Annotated in this window: 12 protein-coding genes; 3 read left to right on the forward strand and 9 right to left on the reverse strand. The window is 40.9% G+C overall.

Going from position 1 to position 19,431, the window contains the following annotated elements:
- Positions 1-506 precede the first annotated feature (506 nt).
- The 3 genes from Q7657_RS16000 to Q7657_RS16010 form a co-directional block, all read right to left on the reverse strand.
- Entirely contained in the window at positions 507-1,259 is a 753-nt protein-coding gene (locus Q7657_RS16000) for a SanA/YdcF family protein (protein ID WP_107167382.1), read from the reverse strand.
- 217 nt (positions 1,260-1,476) lie between these two features.
- Complete coding sequence (locus tag Q7657_RS16005) at positions 1,477-3,165, reverse strand: NAD-dependent malic enzyme (protein WP_107167356.1); 1,689 nt, start codon at positions 3,163-3,165, stop codon at positions 1,477-1,479.
- Positions 3,166-3,480: 315 nt separating this feature from the next.
- Positions 3,481-4,377, reverse strand: coding sequence for a 1,4-dihydroxy-2-naphthoyl-CoA synthase (locus tag Q7657_RS16010; protein WP_008986980.1), 897 nt, complete (start codon positions 4,375-4,377; stop codon positions 3,481-3,483).
- Between the two features lie 228 nt (positions 4,378-4,605).
- On the opposite strand from Q7657_RS16010, the gene Q7657_RS16015 reads away from it, so the two are divergent.
- On the forward strand, positions 4,606-7,011 hold the full coding sequence (locus Q7657_RS16015; RefSeq protein ID WP_107167355.1) for a helicase-related protein: 2,406 nt from the start codon (positions 4,606-4,608) through the stop codon (positions 7,009-7,011).
- 1 nt (position 7,012) lies between these two features.
- Here Q7657_RS16015 and Q7657_RS16020 read toward each other — a convergent pair whose 3' ends face one another.
- The 6 genes from Q7657_RS16020 to Q7657_RS16045 all read right to left on the reverse strand — a co-directional run bounded on the left by Q7657_RS16020 (position 7,013) and on the right by Q7657_RS16045 (position 13,549).
- Complete coding sequence (locus Q7657_RS16020; RefSeq protein WP_181319903.1) at positions 7,013-7,738, reverse strand: RodZ family helix-turn-helix domain-containing protein; 726 nt, start codon at positions 7,736-7,738, stop codon at positions 7,013-7,015.
- Between the two features lie 73 nt (positions 7,739-7,811).
- The gene (locus Q7657_RS16025) at positions 7,812-8,312 is read right to left on the reverse strand and encodes a hypothetical protein (protein ID WP_107167353.1); all 501 of its coding nucleotides are present in this window, start codon (positions 8,310-8,312) and stop codon (positions 7,812-7,814) included.
- 18 nt (positions 8,313-8,330) lie between these two features.
- Positions 8,331-10,517: an LruC domain-containing protein gene (locus Q7657_RS16030; RefSeq protein WP_107167352.1), complete on the reverse strand. Its 2,187-nt coding sequence runs from the start codon at positions 10,515-10,517 to the stop codon at positions 8,331-8,333.
- A gap of 496 nt (positions 10,518-11,013) precedes the next feature.
- Positions 11,014-11,469 carry a tellurite resistance TerB family protein gene (locus tag Q7657_RS16035; protein WP_107167351.1) on the reverse strand — a complete coding sequence of 152 codons (456 nt, stop codon included), beginning with the start codon at positions 11,467-11,469 and terminating at the stop codon, positions 11,014-11,016.
- A 100-nt stretch (positions 11,470-11,569) separates the two neighbouring features.
- On the reverse strand, positions 11,570-12,565 hold the full coding sequence (locus tag Q7657_RS16040; protein WP_498827366.1) for a zinc transporter ZntB: 996 nt from the start codon (positions 12,563-12,565) through the stop codon (positions 11,570-11,572).
- Positions 12,566-12,688: 123 nt separating this feature from the next.
- Positions 12,689-13,549, reverse strand: a complete 861-nt coding sequence (locus Q7657_RS16045; protein WP_107167349.1) for an AraC family transcriptional regulator — start codon at positions 13,547-13,549, stop codon at positions 12,689-12,691.
- A gap of 123 nt (positions 13,550-13,672) precedes the next feature.
- Here Q7657_RS16045 and Q7657_RS16050 point away from each other — a divergent pair, with 123 nt between their 5' ends.
- Both Q7657_RS16050 and hrpA read left to right on the forward strand, forming a co-directional pair.
- Positions 13,673-15,061 carry an MATE family efflux transporter gene (locus Q7657_RS16050; RefSeq protein ID WP_107167348.1) on the forward strand — a complete coding sequence of 463 codons (1,389 nt, stop codon included), beginning with the start codon at positions 13,673-13,675 and terminating at the stop codon, positions 15,059-15,061.
- A gap of 292 nt (positions 15,062-15,353) precedes the next feature.
- Entirely contained in the window at positions 15,354-19,268 is a 3,915-nt protein-coding gene (hrpA, locus tag Q7657_RS16055) for an ATP-dependent RNA helicase HrpA (RefSeq protein WP_107167347.1), read from the forward strand.
- Positions 19,269-19,431 lie beyond the last annotated feature (163 nt).

Here is a 19,431-nt window from a genome sequence, read left to right on the forward strand (position 1 = left end):
TTAATAAGTGTGTGATTAATGTATATAAATGGTTAATTTTTGTTGAGAAATAAAAGTGTAATGGTTATGCCGATTGATGTTGAGATATAGCATTTAAACCAATGGATAATAATAAAATTATTATCTTATTAATGCATATTTACGATACATGCTCATTTTCTACTTTGATCTTTAAAATAAATCACTACGTAACTTATTAACTTATTGTTATTAATGGTAATAAGTTAACCCTGTAAAAATTCGCAGTGCAAATAAAGTTTTATTACCCTAGTTGAATATGATACTGTTTAGTGACAAAAAGTTGACGTTAAAGTCTCGTAAAAATGGCGTTAAGAATATGGCTGGGAAGCAAACAATCAGTAAAAGTGTAAAGCTTAATAAGAAAATTAAAGCAGATGCATTGCAGCATATAAAAACGGTTAAAAATCGGTTTATATCGACAATGAACACGAAAAAGGAATAGTAAAAAGCCAGCACTAAGCTGGCTTTGTTATGTTATGGGGAATTTAATTTTGGCTTGGTGTTGCGCTAGAAGTACTGCTACTGGCTGATGGTGCTAATGGAGCAACTGAGGTGATTGATGATGTTGGCTCAGAAACATTCTCAACTGGATCTTCAGGCTTCACAATGGGTACTTTGGGGCCTAAGAACTTTGGCTGAACATTTAGAATAAACAGATCACTCATCGCTTTTACTCGAGCCAGTACTTCTCGAATACGGATCTTTAGCTGGGCTGTACCGTTAGGTTCATGAACAGCTAGGCATATCGCTTTAATTTTGTAACTGTCAGCAATAAACAGCGCACGTTCGCAATGAAATTGTTGAGTAATAATTGTGAAGTTATCGGCATCAAATACTTCTTTTGCACGCACAACAGAATCAAGCGTACGAAAGCCTGCATAATCTAATGCGATTTTATCATCAGGAATACCTGCTTTTAATAAGTCACGTTTCATTGTCCATGGCTCGTTATATGAGCGATGGGCGTTATCGCCACTTAATAAGAAGTAATCAATTTTACCTTGTTTGTATAAATCAAGGGCTGCCGTAATACGGTATTCATAATACGGGTTTAATGTTTTAGCTATATATTTACTTGTTCCAAGAACCAAGCCGACAGAATGCTTAGGTACCGCAGAGATATCATGATAAATACGATCGGATGTACGGGCTGATATCCAGCGATCTAATAACAGTAGTGATGAGACAAATAAGATACAGATAACTGCAGAGATACGGATCAAATTTAGCAGTTTCATAATCATCCAAAAAATACAAAGTTCCTGATATTTATCTTACCTTAATCAATCAATAAAATGTCTATTAATTAAGAGTCTAATGTCTGCGTTTTGTCATTTTATAGTGCTGTCGTTTAAATAATATTCAACGAAAACAAGTAATAAAACGCATCGCTGTTTTTATAGTCAAAAAAAGAGGTACCGATATCGGCACCTCTTAATTATTACGAACGATAAATTAGAATGATGTACGTTTATAGCGACGGTATTCTGATTTCCAGAAATTCGCGTCAATCTTCTCACGAATACGCTCATCTGAATTTTTCGGTGCTTTATGTTGCTCTACTGCCTTTTTCGCAACAGCAAAAGCAATCTTACGTGATACTTTCTGAATATCTTCTAATGGTGGAAGAAGAGGGCCGTGACCGTGAATTGCAAGTGGTGAACATTCAGCAAGTGCACGACTACTTTCCATTAGCATTTCGTTGGTTACACGACGCGCATTAATAGAAAGTACGCCCAAACCAATACCTGGGAAAATGTAGCTGTTATTACATTGCGCGATTGGGTAAGTTTTGCCTTCGTAAATAACAGGGTCAAATGGTGAACCAGTTGCTACGAGTGCATTACCATCTGTCCAGCGGATCAAATCAAACGGTGTTGCTTCAACACGACTAGTTGGGTTTGATAGTGGGAAAATGATCGGACGCTCACAGTGTGCGTACATTTCACGGATCACTTCTTCGCTGAATAATCCTGGAACGCCAGAAACACCAATTAAGATGGTTGGCTTAGCATTACGCATAACATCAAGCAGTGAAATGTTATTGTCAGCCACATCCCATTCAGCTAGTTGTTCTTTCTTCTGAACCAGTGCCTGCTGGAAGTTAAGTAGATTTGGCATTTCATCGATCAATAAGCCCCAACGGTCAACCATGAAGACTTGGCTGCGTGCTTGTGCATCAGAAATACCTTCAGACACCATTTGGGCAATGATTGCTTCTGCAATACCACAACCTGCAGAGCCTGCGCCAAGGAAAGTGACTCGCTGTTCAGACAGTTTGCTGCCTGCCGCTTTACATGCTGCAAGTAGAGAGCCAACAGTTACTGCTGCTGTACCTTGAATGTCATCGTTAAAGCAACATACTTTGTCTTTGTAACGCTCTAGCAATGGCATTGCGTTCTTTTGGGCAAAGTCTTCAAATTGAATTAACGCTTCAGGCCAACGCTGTTTAACCGCTTGGATAAAGTCATCGACAAACGCATCATATTCTTTACCGGTAATACGAGTATGACGCCAGCCCATGTACATAGGATCAGAAAGACGTTGTGGGTTGTTGGTACCTACATCAAGCACAACAGGTAAAGTGTAAGCAGGGCTAATACCACCACAAGCGGTGTATAGCGATAGCTTACCAATTGGAATACCCATACCACCGATACCTTGGTCACCTAAACCAAGAATACGTTCGCCATCTGTGACAACGATAACTTTAACGTTTTGACGAGATGCATTGTTTAGCATGTCTTCAATACGATCACGGTTCGGGTAAGAGATAAACAGACCACGACCACGACGGTAGATATTTGAGAAATCTTCACATGCAGAGCCAACCGTTGGCGTGTAGATAATTGGCATCATTTCAGTGATGTGGTTTTCAACTAAACGGTAGAACAGTGTTTCGTTAGTATCTTGGATATTACGTAGATAGATGTGCTTATCCATGTCGTTATCAAACTTAAGGTATTGTTGATAAGCACGTTCAGTTTGTTCTTCGATTGATTCAATAGCTTCAGGAAGAAGCCCTTCAAGGTTAAAGAACATACGTTCTTCGACAGAGAATGCACTACCTTTGTTGAGAAGTGGTGTTTCAAGCAGTGCAGGACCTGCATAGGGGATATATAAAGGTCTTTTATCGTTGTTCATGCAAATAACTCTGTAGCTAGAAGGATAAAGGAGAAAACAAGCGATGGTTTTCAATCAGGTGCTAATGCTAGAACTTCGAGGATAAGAATACAAAGGGTATGATCACTTATTTAGATAAAGCGGCAGAATTTTTTTAGTATTTTTTGATTATTGGCTTATCGTTCGAGTTATTTACTGGAAATGATTACAACGGTTAGTGTTTCGTTTTTATATCAGTTGTCTGGTAGGTATTAAAAAGCCATGCGGTATAACACAGCATGGCTTTGTAAAATTGAGCTAAAAATAAACAAATAGTCGTTATTCGTTTATTTTAAATTAATAGTGCCAAGGGAACTTACTGAAGTCTTGGTCACGTTTTTCTAGGAATGCATCACGACCTTCTTGTGCTTCGGCTGTACCGTAAGCTAGGCGAGTGGCTTCACCAGCAAACAGTTGCTGACCAACCAAACCATCATCTGGTAAGTTGAAACCGTACTTCAGCATACGCATTGCTGTTGGTGACTTACTGTTGATTTCTTTACCCCAACGAAGCGCTTCTTCTTCTAGTTCAAAGTGATCAACAACCTTGTTTACCATGCCCATTTCGTAAGCTTCTTGTGCGCTGTAGTTAAAACCACAGAAGAAGATTTCACGAGCACGTTTTTGGCCGATCATTTTCGCTAGGTATGCAGAGCCGTAACCTGAGTCGAATGATGCAACATCAGGATCGGTTTGCTTAAATACCGCATGCTCTTTTGATGCAAGAGTTAAATCACACACAACGTGTAGGCTATGACCACCACCAACAGCCCAACCAGGCACGACTGCGATAACCACTTTAGGCATGAAGCGGATCAGTCGTTGAACTTCAAGAATATGAAGACGACCCATACGTGCAACATCAGCAGTACCAGCTTCTTCACCTTCATATTTGTAACCATCTTTACCACGGATACGCTGATCACCACCTGATGAGAATGACCATTGACCTTTGTGAGAAGGACCATTACCTGTTAACAGTACACAACCTACATCAGACCATTGGCGTGCGTGATCTAATGCAGTGAATAGCTCGTCAACTGTTTTAGGGCGAAATGCATTTAAGCAGTCAGGACGATTAATCGCGATACGTACTGTTGGCTGATTTTTCGCGCGGTGGTAAGTAATATCTTCGAAATCAAAGCCTTCAACTTCGTCCCAAAGCTCAGGATTAAAAATGGTTTTCGTTGTCATGTGGCGTAGCCTCCATAAGTTAATGATGTAAGGCTAGGGCGTTATATCAAAAAGTCAATTTTTCGATGAAATAACCTTAACTAACTATCGAAAAATAACGTAAGTTGGTGACAGATTAGGCAATTATAAAACTTGTGTTATTTCATCATTGATCAAATGGCTTTTTCTCCTGACAACAAAACAAAACCTTGCCACAATGAACCCGAATTCACTACTCACAGACGCATTATGTTGAAAGTATTACCAATCGATAGTATCGAGCAGCCATTTAAAACCTTATTACGTAACGATCATATTGTGGTTGAAGCAGAAACGGGCTCGGGAAAGTCAACACGCTTACCATTATGGGCATCATCCCAAGGTAAAGTGCTGGTGGTTGAGCCTCGTCGTGTGGCTTGTACTTCATTGGCTGAATATTTAGCAACAGATGAAGCGAATCCTGAACAGATATCAGTGGGTTATGCGATTCGTTTTGAGCAGCATTTTGATGAAAATACCCAAATTATTTTTGCAACACCCGGTGTGGCGCTGCGTTGGTTAAGTGAAGGGGTGTTAGCTGTGTTCGCTACAGTGATCATTGATGAATTCCATGAACGACGTTGGGATACTGACTTGTTACTGGCACTACTTAAACAGCAACAATCGCATCGTTTGGTGATCACCTCTGCAACCATTGATAGTCAGCGATTAGTTGATTATTTATCGGCAAAGCATCTGCACGCGAAAGGGCGTAACTTTGCCGTTACTGTGATTAATCAATCTGCAGACAGTCGTGATATGCCAGATATTATGAATATCGACAAGCGCATTTCTCGTTTAGTGAGTGAGCATATTGATACTCAGCAAGATATTTTGATTTTCTTACCGGGGCGAAAAGAAATTTCAGCCACGCAAAGTGCGTTGAAACAAACGTTTAGTGATCAAGTTACTGCTGGGCTGTTAGATATTATTCCATTGCATGCGTCAGTAACCGATGATGAACGTAAACGGGCTTTAACCGAAAGTGATAAGCAACGCATTATTGTTGCGACCAATGTCGCTGAAACGTCAGTGACGATTCCCGGTGTTACGTTGATCATTGATTCTGGATTAGAGCGCCGCACCCACCAGCGTAATGGACGCACGGTTTTAGCTCTGCATGCGATTTCCAAAGCGAGTTCAGAGCAGCGAAAAGGGCGAGCTGGGCGTGTCACTGACGGAATGTGCATTCGTCTGTATGGCAAAGCTGCTGCTCTTGAGTTAATTACTCCGCCTGAACTTCAACGTGAAGAGTTGGTGGAAGCCTATCTCGCCTCACTTTGCTGTGGGGCTAAATTTAGCCAATTGCCATTTATTGATCCATTGCCAGAGAAAACCCTTACTGCTGCAAAACAAGCGTTATTAGCAATGCGAGCTATGACAGAAGATGAGGTTATTACGGATTATGGGCGTTGTTTATACCAGTTACCAATAGATACCTTGTTTGCCCATTTAATAACGGCAATGACAACACGAACTGATAAAGAAGCGATGGTGGATTTAGCGGCTGCGCTGTCTATTCCGCAGCGTTTATGGCAGCCGCCACGTAATGAAGAAACACTTGAAAAGTTATATCAATGGTTGGGTAATAGCTTTTGTGATGCGACAGCCTTAGTCAAAATGGTGAGAGCTGATGAGTTACCGGAATGGTTAACGGTTGATGACAATATGCTTGCCGAAGCACGATTGTTGTCAGTACAAATGCGTGAAATTTTAGACTTACCAGAGCTTTCAGTCACAAGTCGATTTAAGCGTGAGCAATGGCAAAATGCCGTCATTCAGGCAGTACCAGAACTGGTTTTTGTTCGTCGGGAAAAACGTCAGCAAGCCATGAGCAACGGTATAGTGGAAGTGAGTAGTGCGAAAGATTCCCTGATTGATTGTAAAGTCGAAGATAGTCAGTTATCGCAAGCCATGCTGGTATTTGATCAATTTGCTTTGCCGGGGCGAGGGGTAAAACAAAACCGTATTTTAGCAACATGTAACTCTCCCGTGACAATGTCACAAATAATCACTGCTGAACTAGGTGACATCGTCCAAGGGGATACAGTTGAGCAAAGTGACGGTACATTTAAAACGGCAATGCATCGTATTTATGCTGGACGCGTTATTGATGTTCAATGGACACAACCCGAAGGGCAGTCTGCACGATCAGCGATTGTGGACATGTTACTTGCTGGTGAAGTCATGCCTGAATTAGCTCCTCGTATTATTGCTGATATTTCACAGTGGAATTTGTATTTGGCACTAGGGTTATATAACGCTGATTTTGTGAAGCGTCAGCCTGAGCCTGTTGATATTACTCAGTGGTTAACAGATCAAATTGATGATTTAGGCATTGAGCAGATTGATGACTTAGCGTTATTCGAGCCTAGTGACTTTCTCTTTGATGGGATCCCTGAGTGGGAGAGACAAGAGTTTGATGAGCTGTACCCAAGGGAAGTCAAACTGACAGATTTAGTGATGGCGATTGAATACGATATTCTACGCAAGTTGGTAGTAGCTAATCATATTCAAGGAAGTCGTAAAGCGGATCCGAAACGCTGGGAGTTGCCACGTTGGCAAGGCTGGCGGATCAAATATAAAAAAGCCAGTCGTGTGATTGATATTAAATAAGTTAATCCGTAATGATGATGCCATCGGGTGTGGTTGCGACAATTGTTTGATAGAACAACAGGTTGGCATTATTGTCGTACGCTTGGATCAAAATATGTTTCATTGTGCCTGTGACTCTAATGGTGCCGTTAAAATTTCCATTTAGTATGCTGCCTGAGACTAACAAACTGCCTGCTATCGGTGAAATATCACCATTTTCAAACTCGGTAAAGTCAGAGTAGATCGTGAGCTTTAGGATAGCTTTTGTTGTTAAGTCGATTTTGATGCTCATATCGTAAGAGGTATTTAAATCAAAATCGTCAGGAATATCGAGATCACCAAAGTCATTATCGTTGTTGTCATCTGAACGTGGTGGTGTAGGATTTTCAGGTTCAGGTTCAGGTTCAGGTTCAGGTTCAGGTTCAGGTTCAGGTTCAGGTTCAGGTTCAGGTTCAGGTTCAGGTTCAGGTTCAGGCGGAATAACGGGATCTTGAGTCTCCGGAACTACAATGACTACTTCGTCTTCGATGTTTGCCTGTGAGCTGTTAGAGCTGTCATTAGTTTCTGAATCAGTATCTGGAATAGAAGGTAGCTGAACAGGGGATTCTGATATTTCAGCGCCATTAGTATTATCTGGTTGAACAAGGTCTGTAGTCTGAGGCTGATTTGTTTGTGTTGAATCGCTTTTACAGCCAAGTAAAAGTATGTTGAAAGTTAAGCTAATAGTCAGAAGCGTAATGGTTTTCATAGTTAAAAGAAAATCGGCTTATTACTGATTCTTTCTAATTGAAAGTGTATAAGCCGATTTCTATTATTTCCTGTTAGTTGCTAATAGTAATACCGTCGGCATTAACGCTCACAACTGTTTGGAAAGGTTCTTTATTTGGGTCTTGGTACCATGCCTCAATCAGTACATTTTTCAATGTCCCTGTTGCTGCAATGACGCCATTAAAGTCGCCATTAGCGATTTGCCCTGAGATGATCTTACTACCTGCAATCGGTGTAATAGAGCCATCATCCGCTACTGTAAAGTCACCGTATACGCTTAAGCTCATTGGTTCAGTGGTATCCAGATCAATACTGATAGGCATATCGTAAGTTGTACTTAAGTCGAAATCATCAGGGATAACTAAATCCTCAAATTTCGCTGTGCTGTCACCTGCATCTCCAGTACCACCTGTTACCTGATCATCGACATTTTGATCAGGATTAGGCACGGCTTGCTGTGGTGTGTCTGTGTTGGTGTTGCCATCATCACCACCGCCACCACCACAACCTAATAATAGAGCGGCAGTAAAAAGTGTTAGGTATAAACTTTTCATTTTTAATACTCCTCTCCATTATTCAAAGAGTTTGCTGACAACGGCATTTGCACGTAGATACCAGTCGGTATTACTTACACCACCAGATGTTGCGAAAGTTTCAAGATCAGGGTAAGCCGTTAGGATATTAGTACCTTCATTTGGGTGATCCCATGGGGTATCAACTACAATGGCCCAAGGAACACCGTTAGCGTTGTGGTAAGTGTCACAGTTAACTCCCGGACAATCACCATCTACGTAAACAGATGTGTCATCGTCAGTACCAAAGTAGGTGGTATTGGCTTTACTAGTGACATCATAGTTTTTCAAGTGGATTTCAACTGCACGACCATCTGTTGCTCGCGTACCGTCACCATGGTCGATTCCTGGTGTACCGAAGATAAATGGATTCAACGGCATGCTTGGCGCACTTGCTGAAGTAATAGGCGTGGTGAATGGAATACTTGCTTCAAATTGGAATTGATCGACTGCGTCGCTTGAACAGCCTGTCCATACACGATAGTACGCACCTAAACCACCTGAACAAGCAGGTGCTGAAATCTCATTTTTTAGGTTTTCAGAAATAATCACTACGGCATCAGTCGTACCGGATTCTAGAATTTGCGTAAAATGTTTAGTTACGCCGTTAACGACGAGTTTTGTTCTTGATGAATCTACAGCACCGGTTGCTATACCATCAATTTTCACGGCAAAGCCGTTAGCGAAGTCCGCACCATATGCACGTAAATTACCGTAGATATCGTAACGTAATATATCACCATTGGTATCTGTAACTTTATCTACACGGTAGTACATCGCAACATCGTTGAAGTCGAAGTCACCTTGTTGTGGCCAGTCATCTTCATACACTAGGGTTACCCAAGAGTTGGATGATGGGTACCAGTTATGCGTTACTGCTTGCGCATCGACTGTGATCTGATGATCCTCTACCTCACCGTAGGAAACACCACCATAAGAGAGTGCTCCAGCATCTTTTGCTATACGGAAACGCGCCCAAATTTGTCCTGTAGTTGCATCATCAGGTACACGAACTTTAAGCATATGCGTTGCTGGTGTTACACCGTCACCACCATTGAGTAGAAGATCCGTAATAGTATGCTCGGTAGATTCATCAAACACACCATTGTTATTCCAGTCAATCCAGACATTGACATAACCAGGGGCAGAACCACCGACTAGAACTTGAATTAGTGCATCTGAACCTTGTTTGAAGTTCGCTGGGAATGAAATACCATCCTCATCATTTGGTGTGCCATCGGCATCATCCGAACTTGGTGAAACTAAAGCATCACCTTCTGTATCGATTTCACTACCGAAGAAGTAGTTGACTTCTGATACGTTGTAGTGACGCGCACCATTGGCTGCAAGAGAAGTTTTATAGGTATCAGGTGCATCACCAAAGTCAGTGTTTGCTGCCAGAATAGGTGCATTAGCACAACGAGCACCATCATTGGTGCCAGAAACTGGACCTGCTGAATATTGAACTGCGGTAGCATCAATACTTGCTAGGTTACTGATATCAATTTGGAACACTAAACCATCTTGGTTTCGGCTGAGGTACAAATAACCATTGGCATCAAAATATTGTGCACCGAAGGTTGAAGAGCCGGTAATGCCTGTGTCACCAATTTCAGTGAAGGTTGCTGACGAGTTATAGTTGCTGATCTCATAGAGTTTCTTAGTACTATTATCAACAGCAAATAATCGACCAGAACCATCTGGATGGAACGCCATATCAGTAAGGCCGAGAGATGCATTACCACCAGTCATCACTTGGGTTGCCACCAGGGTGGTTAAGTCGATCTCGTACATACCTGTACCAGATTTGTAGACGTAGTATTTGTTATTGAATACATCACCCGTTGGGAAGGTGGTTGAGCCGGGTAGACCTGTAACGGAGACGTTTTCATGTTGGAAAAGTTGATTGACACGAACAACTGTAAAGTTGGTGTTATCAAAACCATAAATGTAGTCATCTGTTTCGTTATAACCTACCGCATTAATAGAGGAGGTCATTGGATCAGAAGCTTGATAGAAACCAGATGATAAATCTACTTTATATACCGTTGATGGATTACCTTGGAATAGGAATGCATCACTAGGACACCCACCATTATCGGTAAATGGGTGCGGTATTATGCTGTATGCCGAGGTAGAAACTAAGGCTAACGAGCATGCTAGTAAAGAGTGTCGTAAACACTTCATATCTTTGCCTCACTCAGTTAAAAATACTCATGGACATTCATTGCGTCGTTCATCATTGACAAAATGTACAAGTTTCAAGCCAACAAATATTTAATAAGGCAGTAATGTAAGTGTTTATAACTATATGAATAATCAATGAATTGATAAATATATTATTTCAGCGATTGTTGCATATAGCTATATCTATAAAAATAAGAATGATATTAAAAATAATTGTTAGACAGGTATGTCAGTATTTTCATGCCTATCTCAAATACAATAAAGGCACACGTAACGGAATATGTTACAGGTGCCTCCTTGTTTATAGTCTTCATATGTAACAAGACTATTTAAAATTGCCTATTAAATGATTGCTCTATTTGTCTAGTAAAATATATAGGTGCGTATATTAGTATATGGTTTAGCTTGCACTCTATATAAAGAGTAGGTGCAGATATTAGATCTATCAAGAAACTTAGAGAAAAGAAAAGAGCTAAAAATTAGCTCTTTTAAGTGATTAAATCATGGCGTCTTTAGCGGTAATTTTTGCTTTAATAAATGCGGAATGGTCCAGATATATCAACTCTGATACTTGGCGTATTACTGCTTCTTCTTGTGGATCAATGACACCATCAGCATAGGCAACTTTCCACATTGCTTCAATAAGTTGATAGCGTTCAGACTGCTCAAGTGATCGTAGTTTGTTCGTAAAATCGTACAAAGAAACAGAAGAATCACTTTGTTGTTGCGCCTTGGTTAATAAGTCACTTGCAGCGACCTCGTTAATATCGAGCAATTTCATTAACAAGTGTTGTTTAGCTATCTCTTCTCTTGGATCTTGTTCATGATCGGCACTGGCAACTTCACATAATAAAGAAGCCATTGCTAAGTGCAGGGTTGGGGTATCAACAGCATCACCGCAACTTGTATCGTTTACTAATTGTCGGAATAGTGTCCGTAAAGATTTGAACATTATTAGCCTTATTATTTTAGTTATTTCTACATTAATAATTTAATAATATTTTTATTTAATCAAGTATGAAATTGACAATATTGAATTACATAAGTGTGATTTATTTAATTGTCATTATTAATTTATATCCATTTTTTCGATAAAAAAGCACTAGTTGCAAAATTAACACACCAAATAATAGGCCACAGAAAATAAAAAATGCCCAATGATATTGTGCGCCAGGAATTCCGCCTAAGTTAACGCCTAATAATCCTGTTAGAAAGCCTAACGGTAGGAATATTGTGGTAATTAATGAGAGAAAATATAATCGCTGATTCAAGGCTTCAGATTGTAAACTCATTAGTTCTTCTTGTGTCACGTTCGCACGTTCACGAATGGCATTTAAGTCATCTAAGACATGGATGAGCTTTTCATTCACTTCATGGATTTTCTGTTTATCAGAAAGACTTAACAATGGGGTATCAATGGTAAGCAGTTTAGCAATAGCATCACGTTGCGGGGTGACATAACGGCGAAGATAAACCGTTTCACGTCGAAGCACGGCAATGTTATTACGTAAATTTTCGTCACTGTTGTTCATCACTTGATCTTCAAGTGCCGTCAGTCTGTCATCTAATGTGTCGATGACTTCCATCTTATTGCTGGTTAAGTGATCACATAGGCATAAGATGAATGCCCCAATGGTTTTTGGTCCAAAGCCGCCAACGATATGTGCAGAGACACGATCTAAAGCGCGAACAGGGCGATCAGATGTCGTGATAATCATATTCTTGGTGTAGTAACCACGAATGGAAACCATTTCTGCTGGTACGTCAGAAGGTGTATTAGATTCGATATCGATCCCACGTAATGAAAGAAAGAAGCCTTCTTTGGTTTGATTTAGGCGTGGGCGAATACGGCGTGTAGTGAGTGCATCTTTTTCGATGTCAGGTAGAGCACTGCTTTGGATCCACGCAAGGGCATCTGGGTCGGTATAGTTGAGATGTAACCACAGCAAGCCATCATTACTACTCCATTGATTAATGTGTTCTAGCGTTAAAGGCTTTGATGCTTTGGTGGCATCAAGTTGGTAACTATAGATAAAGCCGTTTTTCATAGATCACCTGTTCCTCTAACAATATACGTGTAAGCAATAACTATCTAATGGTTATTAGCTTAACTGATATAAGCCTTTGTTAGAAAAAAATTCTAATAATCTGCTTGTTTTTACAGGTTTTGTTTACTTTTTAGACTGAAATTGACCACGGAACTGTCGAGGTGTAAAGCGACTCCACGCTTTAAAGCGAGTACTAAAGTTGGTGGGGTTAGGGTAGCCACATAAATCACTGATATGTTGAATAGACCAGTTTGTAGTGGTTAATAAACCTGCTGCATGCTCCATTCTAATTTGTGTTAAATGTGCGATCGGGCTTTGCTGAAAATATTGCTGACATAAACGATGAAAGTGAGGTTCAGAACAAGGGTACATTTTTGCTAAGTCACTTACTTGCCAAGGATGGTGAAGCTGACTTTTGGTTTGTTGAAAGACATGCTCTAAGCGAGTGAGGGCTTTAGGGGCATATGATGTAGAACGATTTTCTACCAATAAGCAAATTTGTTCCGTAATACTTCGGCATAATGCATCCCCTAAAGGATAACGAAAGCTTAAGGCATCATTTAAACAGGTGATAGTTTTAAATAGTAAATCACAAGATTGTGATTCATTGTAATAAATATCATGAGGCAAGCTTTTATCCCAATGACTATTACTTTCAAGCATTACCCATGCAACATCCCATTCTAATGCTTCGTTATCTTCTGGATTGATAATAAAGCAGTTCTCTTGTGCTGGTGGAATATAAATAACACTGCCAGCTTCAAGTGGCCACTCTTTCTCTGGGGTTTTTATTAACCCTTTTCCTTTTGTGGTATAGAGCAACATATACATTTCAGGATTGCGTCGGTAAATACTGAACGCTTCTTTGCCGTAATTTATGCCACATTGAAGGATTTTGTGTCTTTCCAATTCGATTGATTGGAGCTGATCAATAATGATGGATTGGCATAATGGCGAAATTGTAAAAGTTTCTATATTACCCATAGTCAGCCTGTTAAATAAAAAGTTGATAGTTTGGCAAAGGTTTTTGATGGCTTAGAATAAACGTCTTTTAACAAGGCTAGGTATGATCACTCTCACACTAAAACAAATACATAGGTGGCGATCATGCAACAGTGGCGAAGCTCAGTAGATAAAACATTTTGGCAAAAAACATGGCGTTTAGCTTTGCCTGTATCGTTACAGTCAATGTTATTTGCAGTTCTTGGTTTAGTAGACGTTATTATGGTGTCACAACTGGGTGAGGCACAGGTAGCAGCGGTCGGTATTGGTAACCGAATTGTATTTTTCAATTTCCTATTGATTGTGGGTGTTAGCGGTGCTGTAGGTGTATTAGCTGCGCAATATTTTGGCGCAGGAAAAATGGAAGGGGTAAGACGTACCTTGTTGCAATCTTGGGTATGCGCCATTTTATTAACTTTACCTTTTGCCGTTGTGTATCGTGTCTTTCCAGAGCAGATTGTCTCACTGGTCAGTGATGATCCAAGCTTTGTGAAACACGCCCATGATTATTTATACATATCGGGCTGGACAATTGTTTTTGTTGCCATTGTTGTTCCGTTGGAATCTGCATTACGTGCCATCGGTGAGGCTAAGATGCCTACTTATGTTGGGCTGTTGGCAGTGGTTGTTAATGCTGTTTTAAATGCATTACTTATCTTTGGGTTATACGGTTTTCCTGAAATGGGGTTAGCAGGGGCTGCATTAGGTACAACTATTTCACGTGCAGCACAAACAGCGGTTTTACTTGTGATCACCTATATCAGTTATAAAAAAGTATTACCTAAAGCTGAAGATATTGAGCCAGCACGAACACCTAAAGCACGAAAACGTTATTTTACTGTAGCCTGGCCAATGATCATTCATGATGGTGCGTGGGCAATGGGTGTGCTGGTGTATAGCATTATCTTTGCCAAATTAGGAGTGACAGAGCTGGCAATTATCAGTTTGTTATCTCCAATCGAAGGAGTCTTGATTTCTGCTTTCTTTGGTTTTTCAGTGGCAGCAGCAACCATTCTTGGTCATGAGTTAGGGGCGGAAAACTATCAACGGGCGTTTCATCAATCATGGTCATTTCTCGTTATCAGTGTATCGATAGCGTTCATTATGGGCGTTTCGATTTGGTTCTCTAGTGGGCTGGTGGGAGAGTGGTTAGCAAAAGCCAATACACCTAATTTGGATCTGTCACTCAATGTGACGTTGGTTTTAGCATTAGGCATGTTTTTAAAAGTGTTTAATATGGTAGGCATTGGTGGTGTATTGCGTAGCGGTGGCGACATTAAATACAGCATCTTTATCGATATATTTGGTCAATGGGGCATTGGTATTCCTTTAGCGATATTAACTGGGCTGGTGCTTGGGTGGCCATTACACTGGGTTCTAATCTCAATTTTAGCTGAAGAAGTGGTAAAAGTAGGGCTCACAACCTATCGTATCTATGGTCGAAAGTGGTTGAAGAACTTAGTCAATGAGGATGAAGAAGCAATAGCGGCTTAACATTAATTGTTCTGAAATTTGCTCACATATTGAGGCCTCGAACTTGTTATTTATTGACTAAGTTTGAGGCTTTCACCTCTTTACTTACCATAATTAGCGTAAATTTATCCATTCTTTTCCATCTTGGACTTAATGCCCATCATTACACCCTAGTAATTGTCTTTTAAGCTGCTCTCACACCGTTTCAATTGTGATAGAATTAACAAAAATTTCGAATTGCCAAGTGATACTGAGCAAGTTTTCATCATGATGTTCTCGGTATCCATTAGTCATTGAAAAGACAGGAATTACATTGAGTCAGTCGAATAATACTCAAGCAGACGTGTTGAATAATGAAAAAACATTAAAGTCTGCGATAAAAGATTGCATGATGCGCGATCAGTTTCGTCTACACAAACGTGTACAGGGCGCATCAAAGATTAAAAATGAAAAATCCAAGCATGCGGTATTTGATGAGATTGCAGTAGATATTGCGAAATCAATGCAAACCGTTGAGCGTCGTCGCACCCAGCGTCCAAAAATCATTTACCCAGCACAGCTGCCAGTAAGCCAAAAGAAAGATGAAATTGCACAAGCGATTTTAAATAACCAAGTGGTGATCGTGGCGGGTGAAACAGGTTCTGGTAAAACGACCCAGTTACCTAAAATCTGTTTAGAGATCGGTCGTGGTACCCACGGCATGATTGGTCATACTCAGCCTCGTCGTCTTGCTGCACGCTCTGTTGCTTCTCGTATTGCAGAAGAAATGGAATGTGAAATGGGTTCACACGTAGGTTATAAAGTACGATTTAACGATCAAGTTTCAGAGCATAGCCATGTGAAGTTGATGACAGACGGTATTCTGCTGGCTGAAATTCAACACGATCGCTACTTAAATCAGTACGATACCATTATTATCGATGAAGCCCACGAACGTAGCCTAAACATCGATTTCATCATGGGTTACTTGCGTGAGTTATTACCGAAGCGCCCTGATTTAAAAGTTATCATTACTTCGGCAACCATCGATCCTGAGCGTTTCTCAAAACACTTTAACAATGCGCCCATTATTGAAGTGTCTGGCCGTACTTACCCTGTAGAAGTACGTTACCGCCCAGTGGTTGAAGACGGTGATGATACCGATCGTGACCAATTAGATGCGATTTTTGATGCGGTTGATGAACTGTGCGATGAAGGTGAAGGCGATATCCTGATCTTCATGAACGGTGAGCGTGAAATTCGTGATACAGCAGATGCGTTAGAAAAACGTAAGCTGCGTAATACTGAAATTTTGCCACTGTACGCACGTTTGTCGGCAGGTGAGCAGAATAGGGTATTCCAATCGCACTCAGGTCGTCGCATTGTCCTTTCGACTAACGTGGCTGAAACCTCGCTTACAGTTCCGGGTATTAAATACGTTATCGATCCGGGTACGGCACGTATTAGCCGTTATAGCTACCGTACAAAAGTACAGCGTCTTCCTATTGAGCCGATTTCACAAGCAAGTGCTAATCAGCGTATGGGGCGTTGTGGTCGTGTTCAAGAAGGTATCTGTATTCGTCTTTACTCTGAGGAAGATTTCTTATCGCGCCCAGAGTTTACTGATCCTGAAATTCTGCGTACCAACCTTGCGTCTGTTATTTTACAAATGACCTCCATTGGCTTGGGTGATATCCAAGCCTTTCCATTTGTAGAAGCACCGGATAACCGTAACATTCAAGATGGTATTCGCCTGCTTGAAGAGTTGGGAGCCATTAACCCGAAAGCGACGGATCCACGTAAGCGTCTATCGCCAATGGGTCGACAGCTAGCACGTTTACCGATTGATCCTCGTTTAGCACGTATGGTGTTAGAAGCACCTAAGCATGGTGCGTTACGTGAAGTGATGATCATTGCGGCAGGTTTGTCGATCCAAGATCCCCGTGAGCGTCCATCTGATAAGCAACAACAATCGGATGAGAAGCACCGTCGTTTTAATGACAAAGACTCTGATTTTATTGCGTTTGTAAACCTATGGGATTACATCCAAGAGCAGCAAAAAGAGCTGTCAAATAATCAGTTCCGCCGTTTGTGTAAGAAAGATTACCTAAACTACTTACGTATCCGTGAATGGCAAGATATCTACTTCCAAATCAACCAAGTGATCAAAGAGCTTGAGTTGAAACTCAACGGTAACGAAGCTGGTTACGACAGTATTCATATTTCGCTACTAAGCGGTTTGCTTTCTCACATTGGTATGAAAGACCAAGAGAAAAACGAATACCAAGGCGCACGTAATGCACGTTTTAACATCTTCCCTGGATCGGGCATTTTCAAGAAACAACCGAAATGGGTGATGGCTGCTGAGCTGGTGGAAACATCACGTTTATGGGCACGTGTTGCAGCGAAAATCCAACCTGAGTGGGTTGAGCCATTAGCGGGTCACTTGATCAAACGTAGTTATAGCGAACCGCATTGGGAGAAAAAATCCGCTGCTGTTCATGCGTTTGAAAAAGTAACCCTATACGGGATTCCAGTCGTTGCTAAACGTAAAGTGAATTACGGCAGTATTGATCCAACCTTATCTCGTGAGATCTTTATCCGATCTGCATTGGTAGAAGGAGATTGGGAGACACGCCATAAGTTCTATCATCAAAACCGTAAACTATTGCGTGAAGTCGAAGAGTTAGAGCATAAATCCCGTCGTCGTGACATTCTGATCGATGATGATGAGTTGTTTAACTTCTACGATCAGCGTATTGGCTTAAAAGCAACGTCAGGCCGCCACTTTGATACGTGGTGGAAACAAGCATCAAAAGAAAACCCAGAGTTATTAAACTTTGAGCGTGAAATGCTGTTCCGTGGTGATGCAAGCCATGTTACTGATTTGGATTATCCAAACTTCTGGTATCAAGGTAACTTGAAGCTAAAACTAAGCTACCAGTTTGAACCGGGTGAAGATAACGATGGTGTGACCGTACATGTACCATTGGCTATTTTGAACCAAGTTCAGCCTGATGGTTTTGATTGGCAGATCCCAGGGTTACGTCATGAACTGATTGTGGCACTGATCAAATCATTACCAAAGCCGTTACGTCGTAACTTTGTGCCAGCACCAAACTACGCCGATGCGTTCTTAGCACGTGTTAAGCCAATGGAAGCGCCATTGCTAGATTCCTTAGAAAAAGAATTAAAGCGCATGAGTGGCGTGACAATTGTGCGTGAAGATTGGAACTTAGATCAGATCCCTGATCACTTGCGCATTACTTATCGTGCAGTGGATCACCGTAATCGTAAGTTACGTGAAAGCAAAGATATCTATGGCCTGAAAGATAACTTGAAAGAGAAGGTTCAAGAGACGTTATCGCAAGTTGCTGATGATGATATCGAGCAAGATGGTTTGAAAACGTGGAGCTTTGGTGCGCTACCTGAGCGTTACCAACAGAAACGTGGTGGCTTTGAAGTTAAAGCGTATCCTGCGCTGGTGGATAATAAAGACTCTGTTGGTATCAAACTGTTTGAAACCGAAGAGCAGCAACATAATGCGATGCAAGCCGGTCAACGTCGTTTGATTCTGCTTAATGTACCATCGCCTATTAAGTATCTGCATTCAAACTTACCGAACAAATCGAAACTAGGTTTGTACTTCAACCCGTATGGTCGTGTACTGGATCTTATCGATGACTGTATTGCTTGCGGTGTTGATAAGCTGATTGAAGAAAAAGGCGGTTTAGCATGGCAGCCTGAGTCATTTGAAGCACTGAAAGAGTTTGTTCGTGCAGAGCTTGGCGACACGGTAGTAGATATTGCTAAACAAGTTGAAGCGATTTTAACAACGGCATTTAATATCAGTAAGCGTTTGAAAGGTCGTATTGATTTGAATATGGCGTTTGCGATGTCAGATATCAAAGCGCAAATTGAAGGTTTGATCTTCAAAGGCTTTGCCACGGAATGTGGTTGGAAACGTCTGCCAGACATTCTTCGTTACATGCGTGCTATTGAGCGTCGAATGGAAAAACTGCCAATCGATCCAAACAAAGACCGTGTGCATATCCTGAAGATTGAATCAGTGGTGAATGACTACAAAGAGCTACTGAATAAGATCCCGAAAGGGCAACCAGTGCCAGATAAGGTAAAAGAGATCCGTTGGATGATTGAAGAGCTTCGTGTGAGCTACTTTGCGCAACAATTGGGTACGCCATATCCAGTATCTGATAAGCGTGTGCGCAACGCGATTAATGAGTGTTAACTAGTACGCATTAAATCAATGAAAGCCGACAGTGTGAAAGCACTGTCGGCTTTTTTATACATTAAATTTAGTAATTGCTGTTTTTATTATAAATATTTCATATAACAGCTTGAGGTGGTGACAAAAAAATGACACTATAACCATTGTTAGCTTTATGTGAATT

Source organism: Candidatus Photobacterium acropomis (assembly GCF_030685555.1).
In the GTDB taxonomy this organism is placed as follows: domain Bacteria; phylum Pseudomonadota; class Gammaproteobacteria; order Enterobacterales; family Vibrionaceae; genus Photobacterium; species Photobacterium lucens.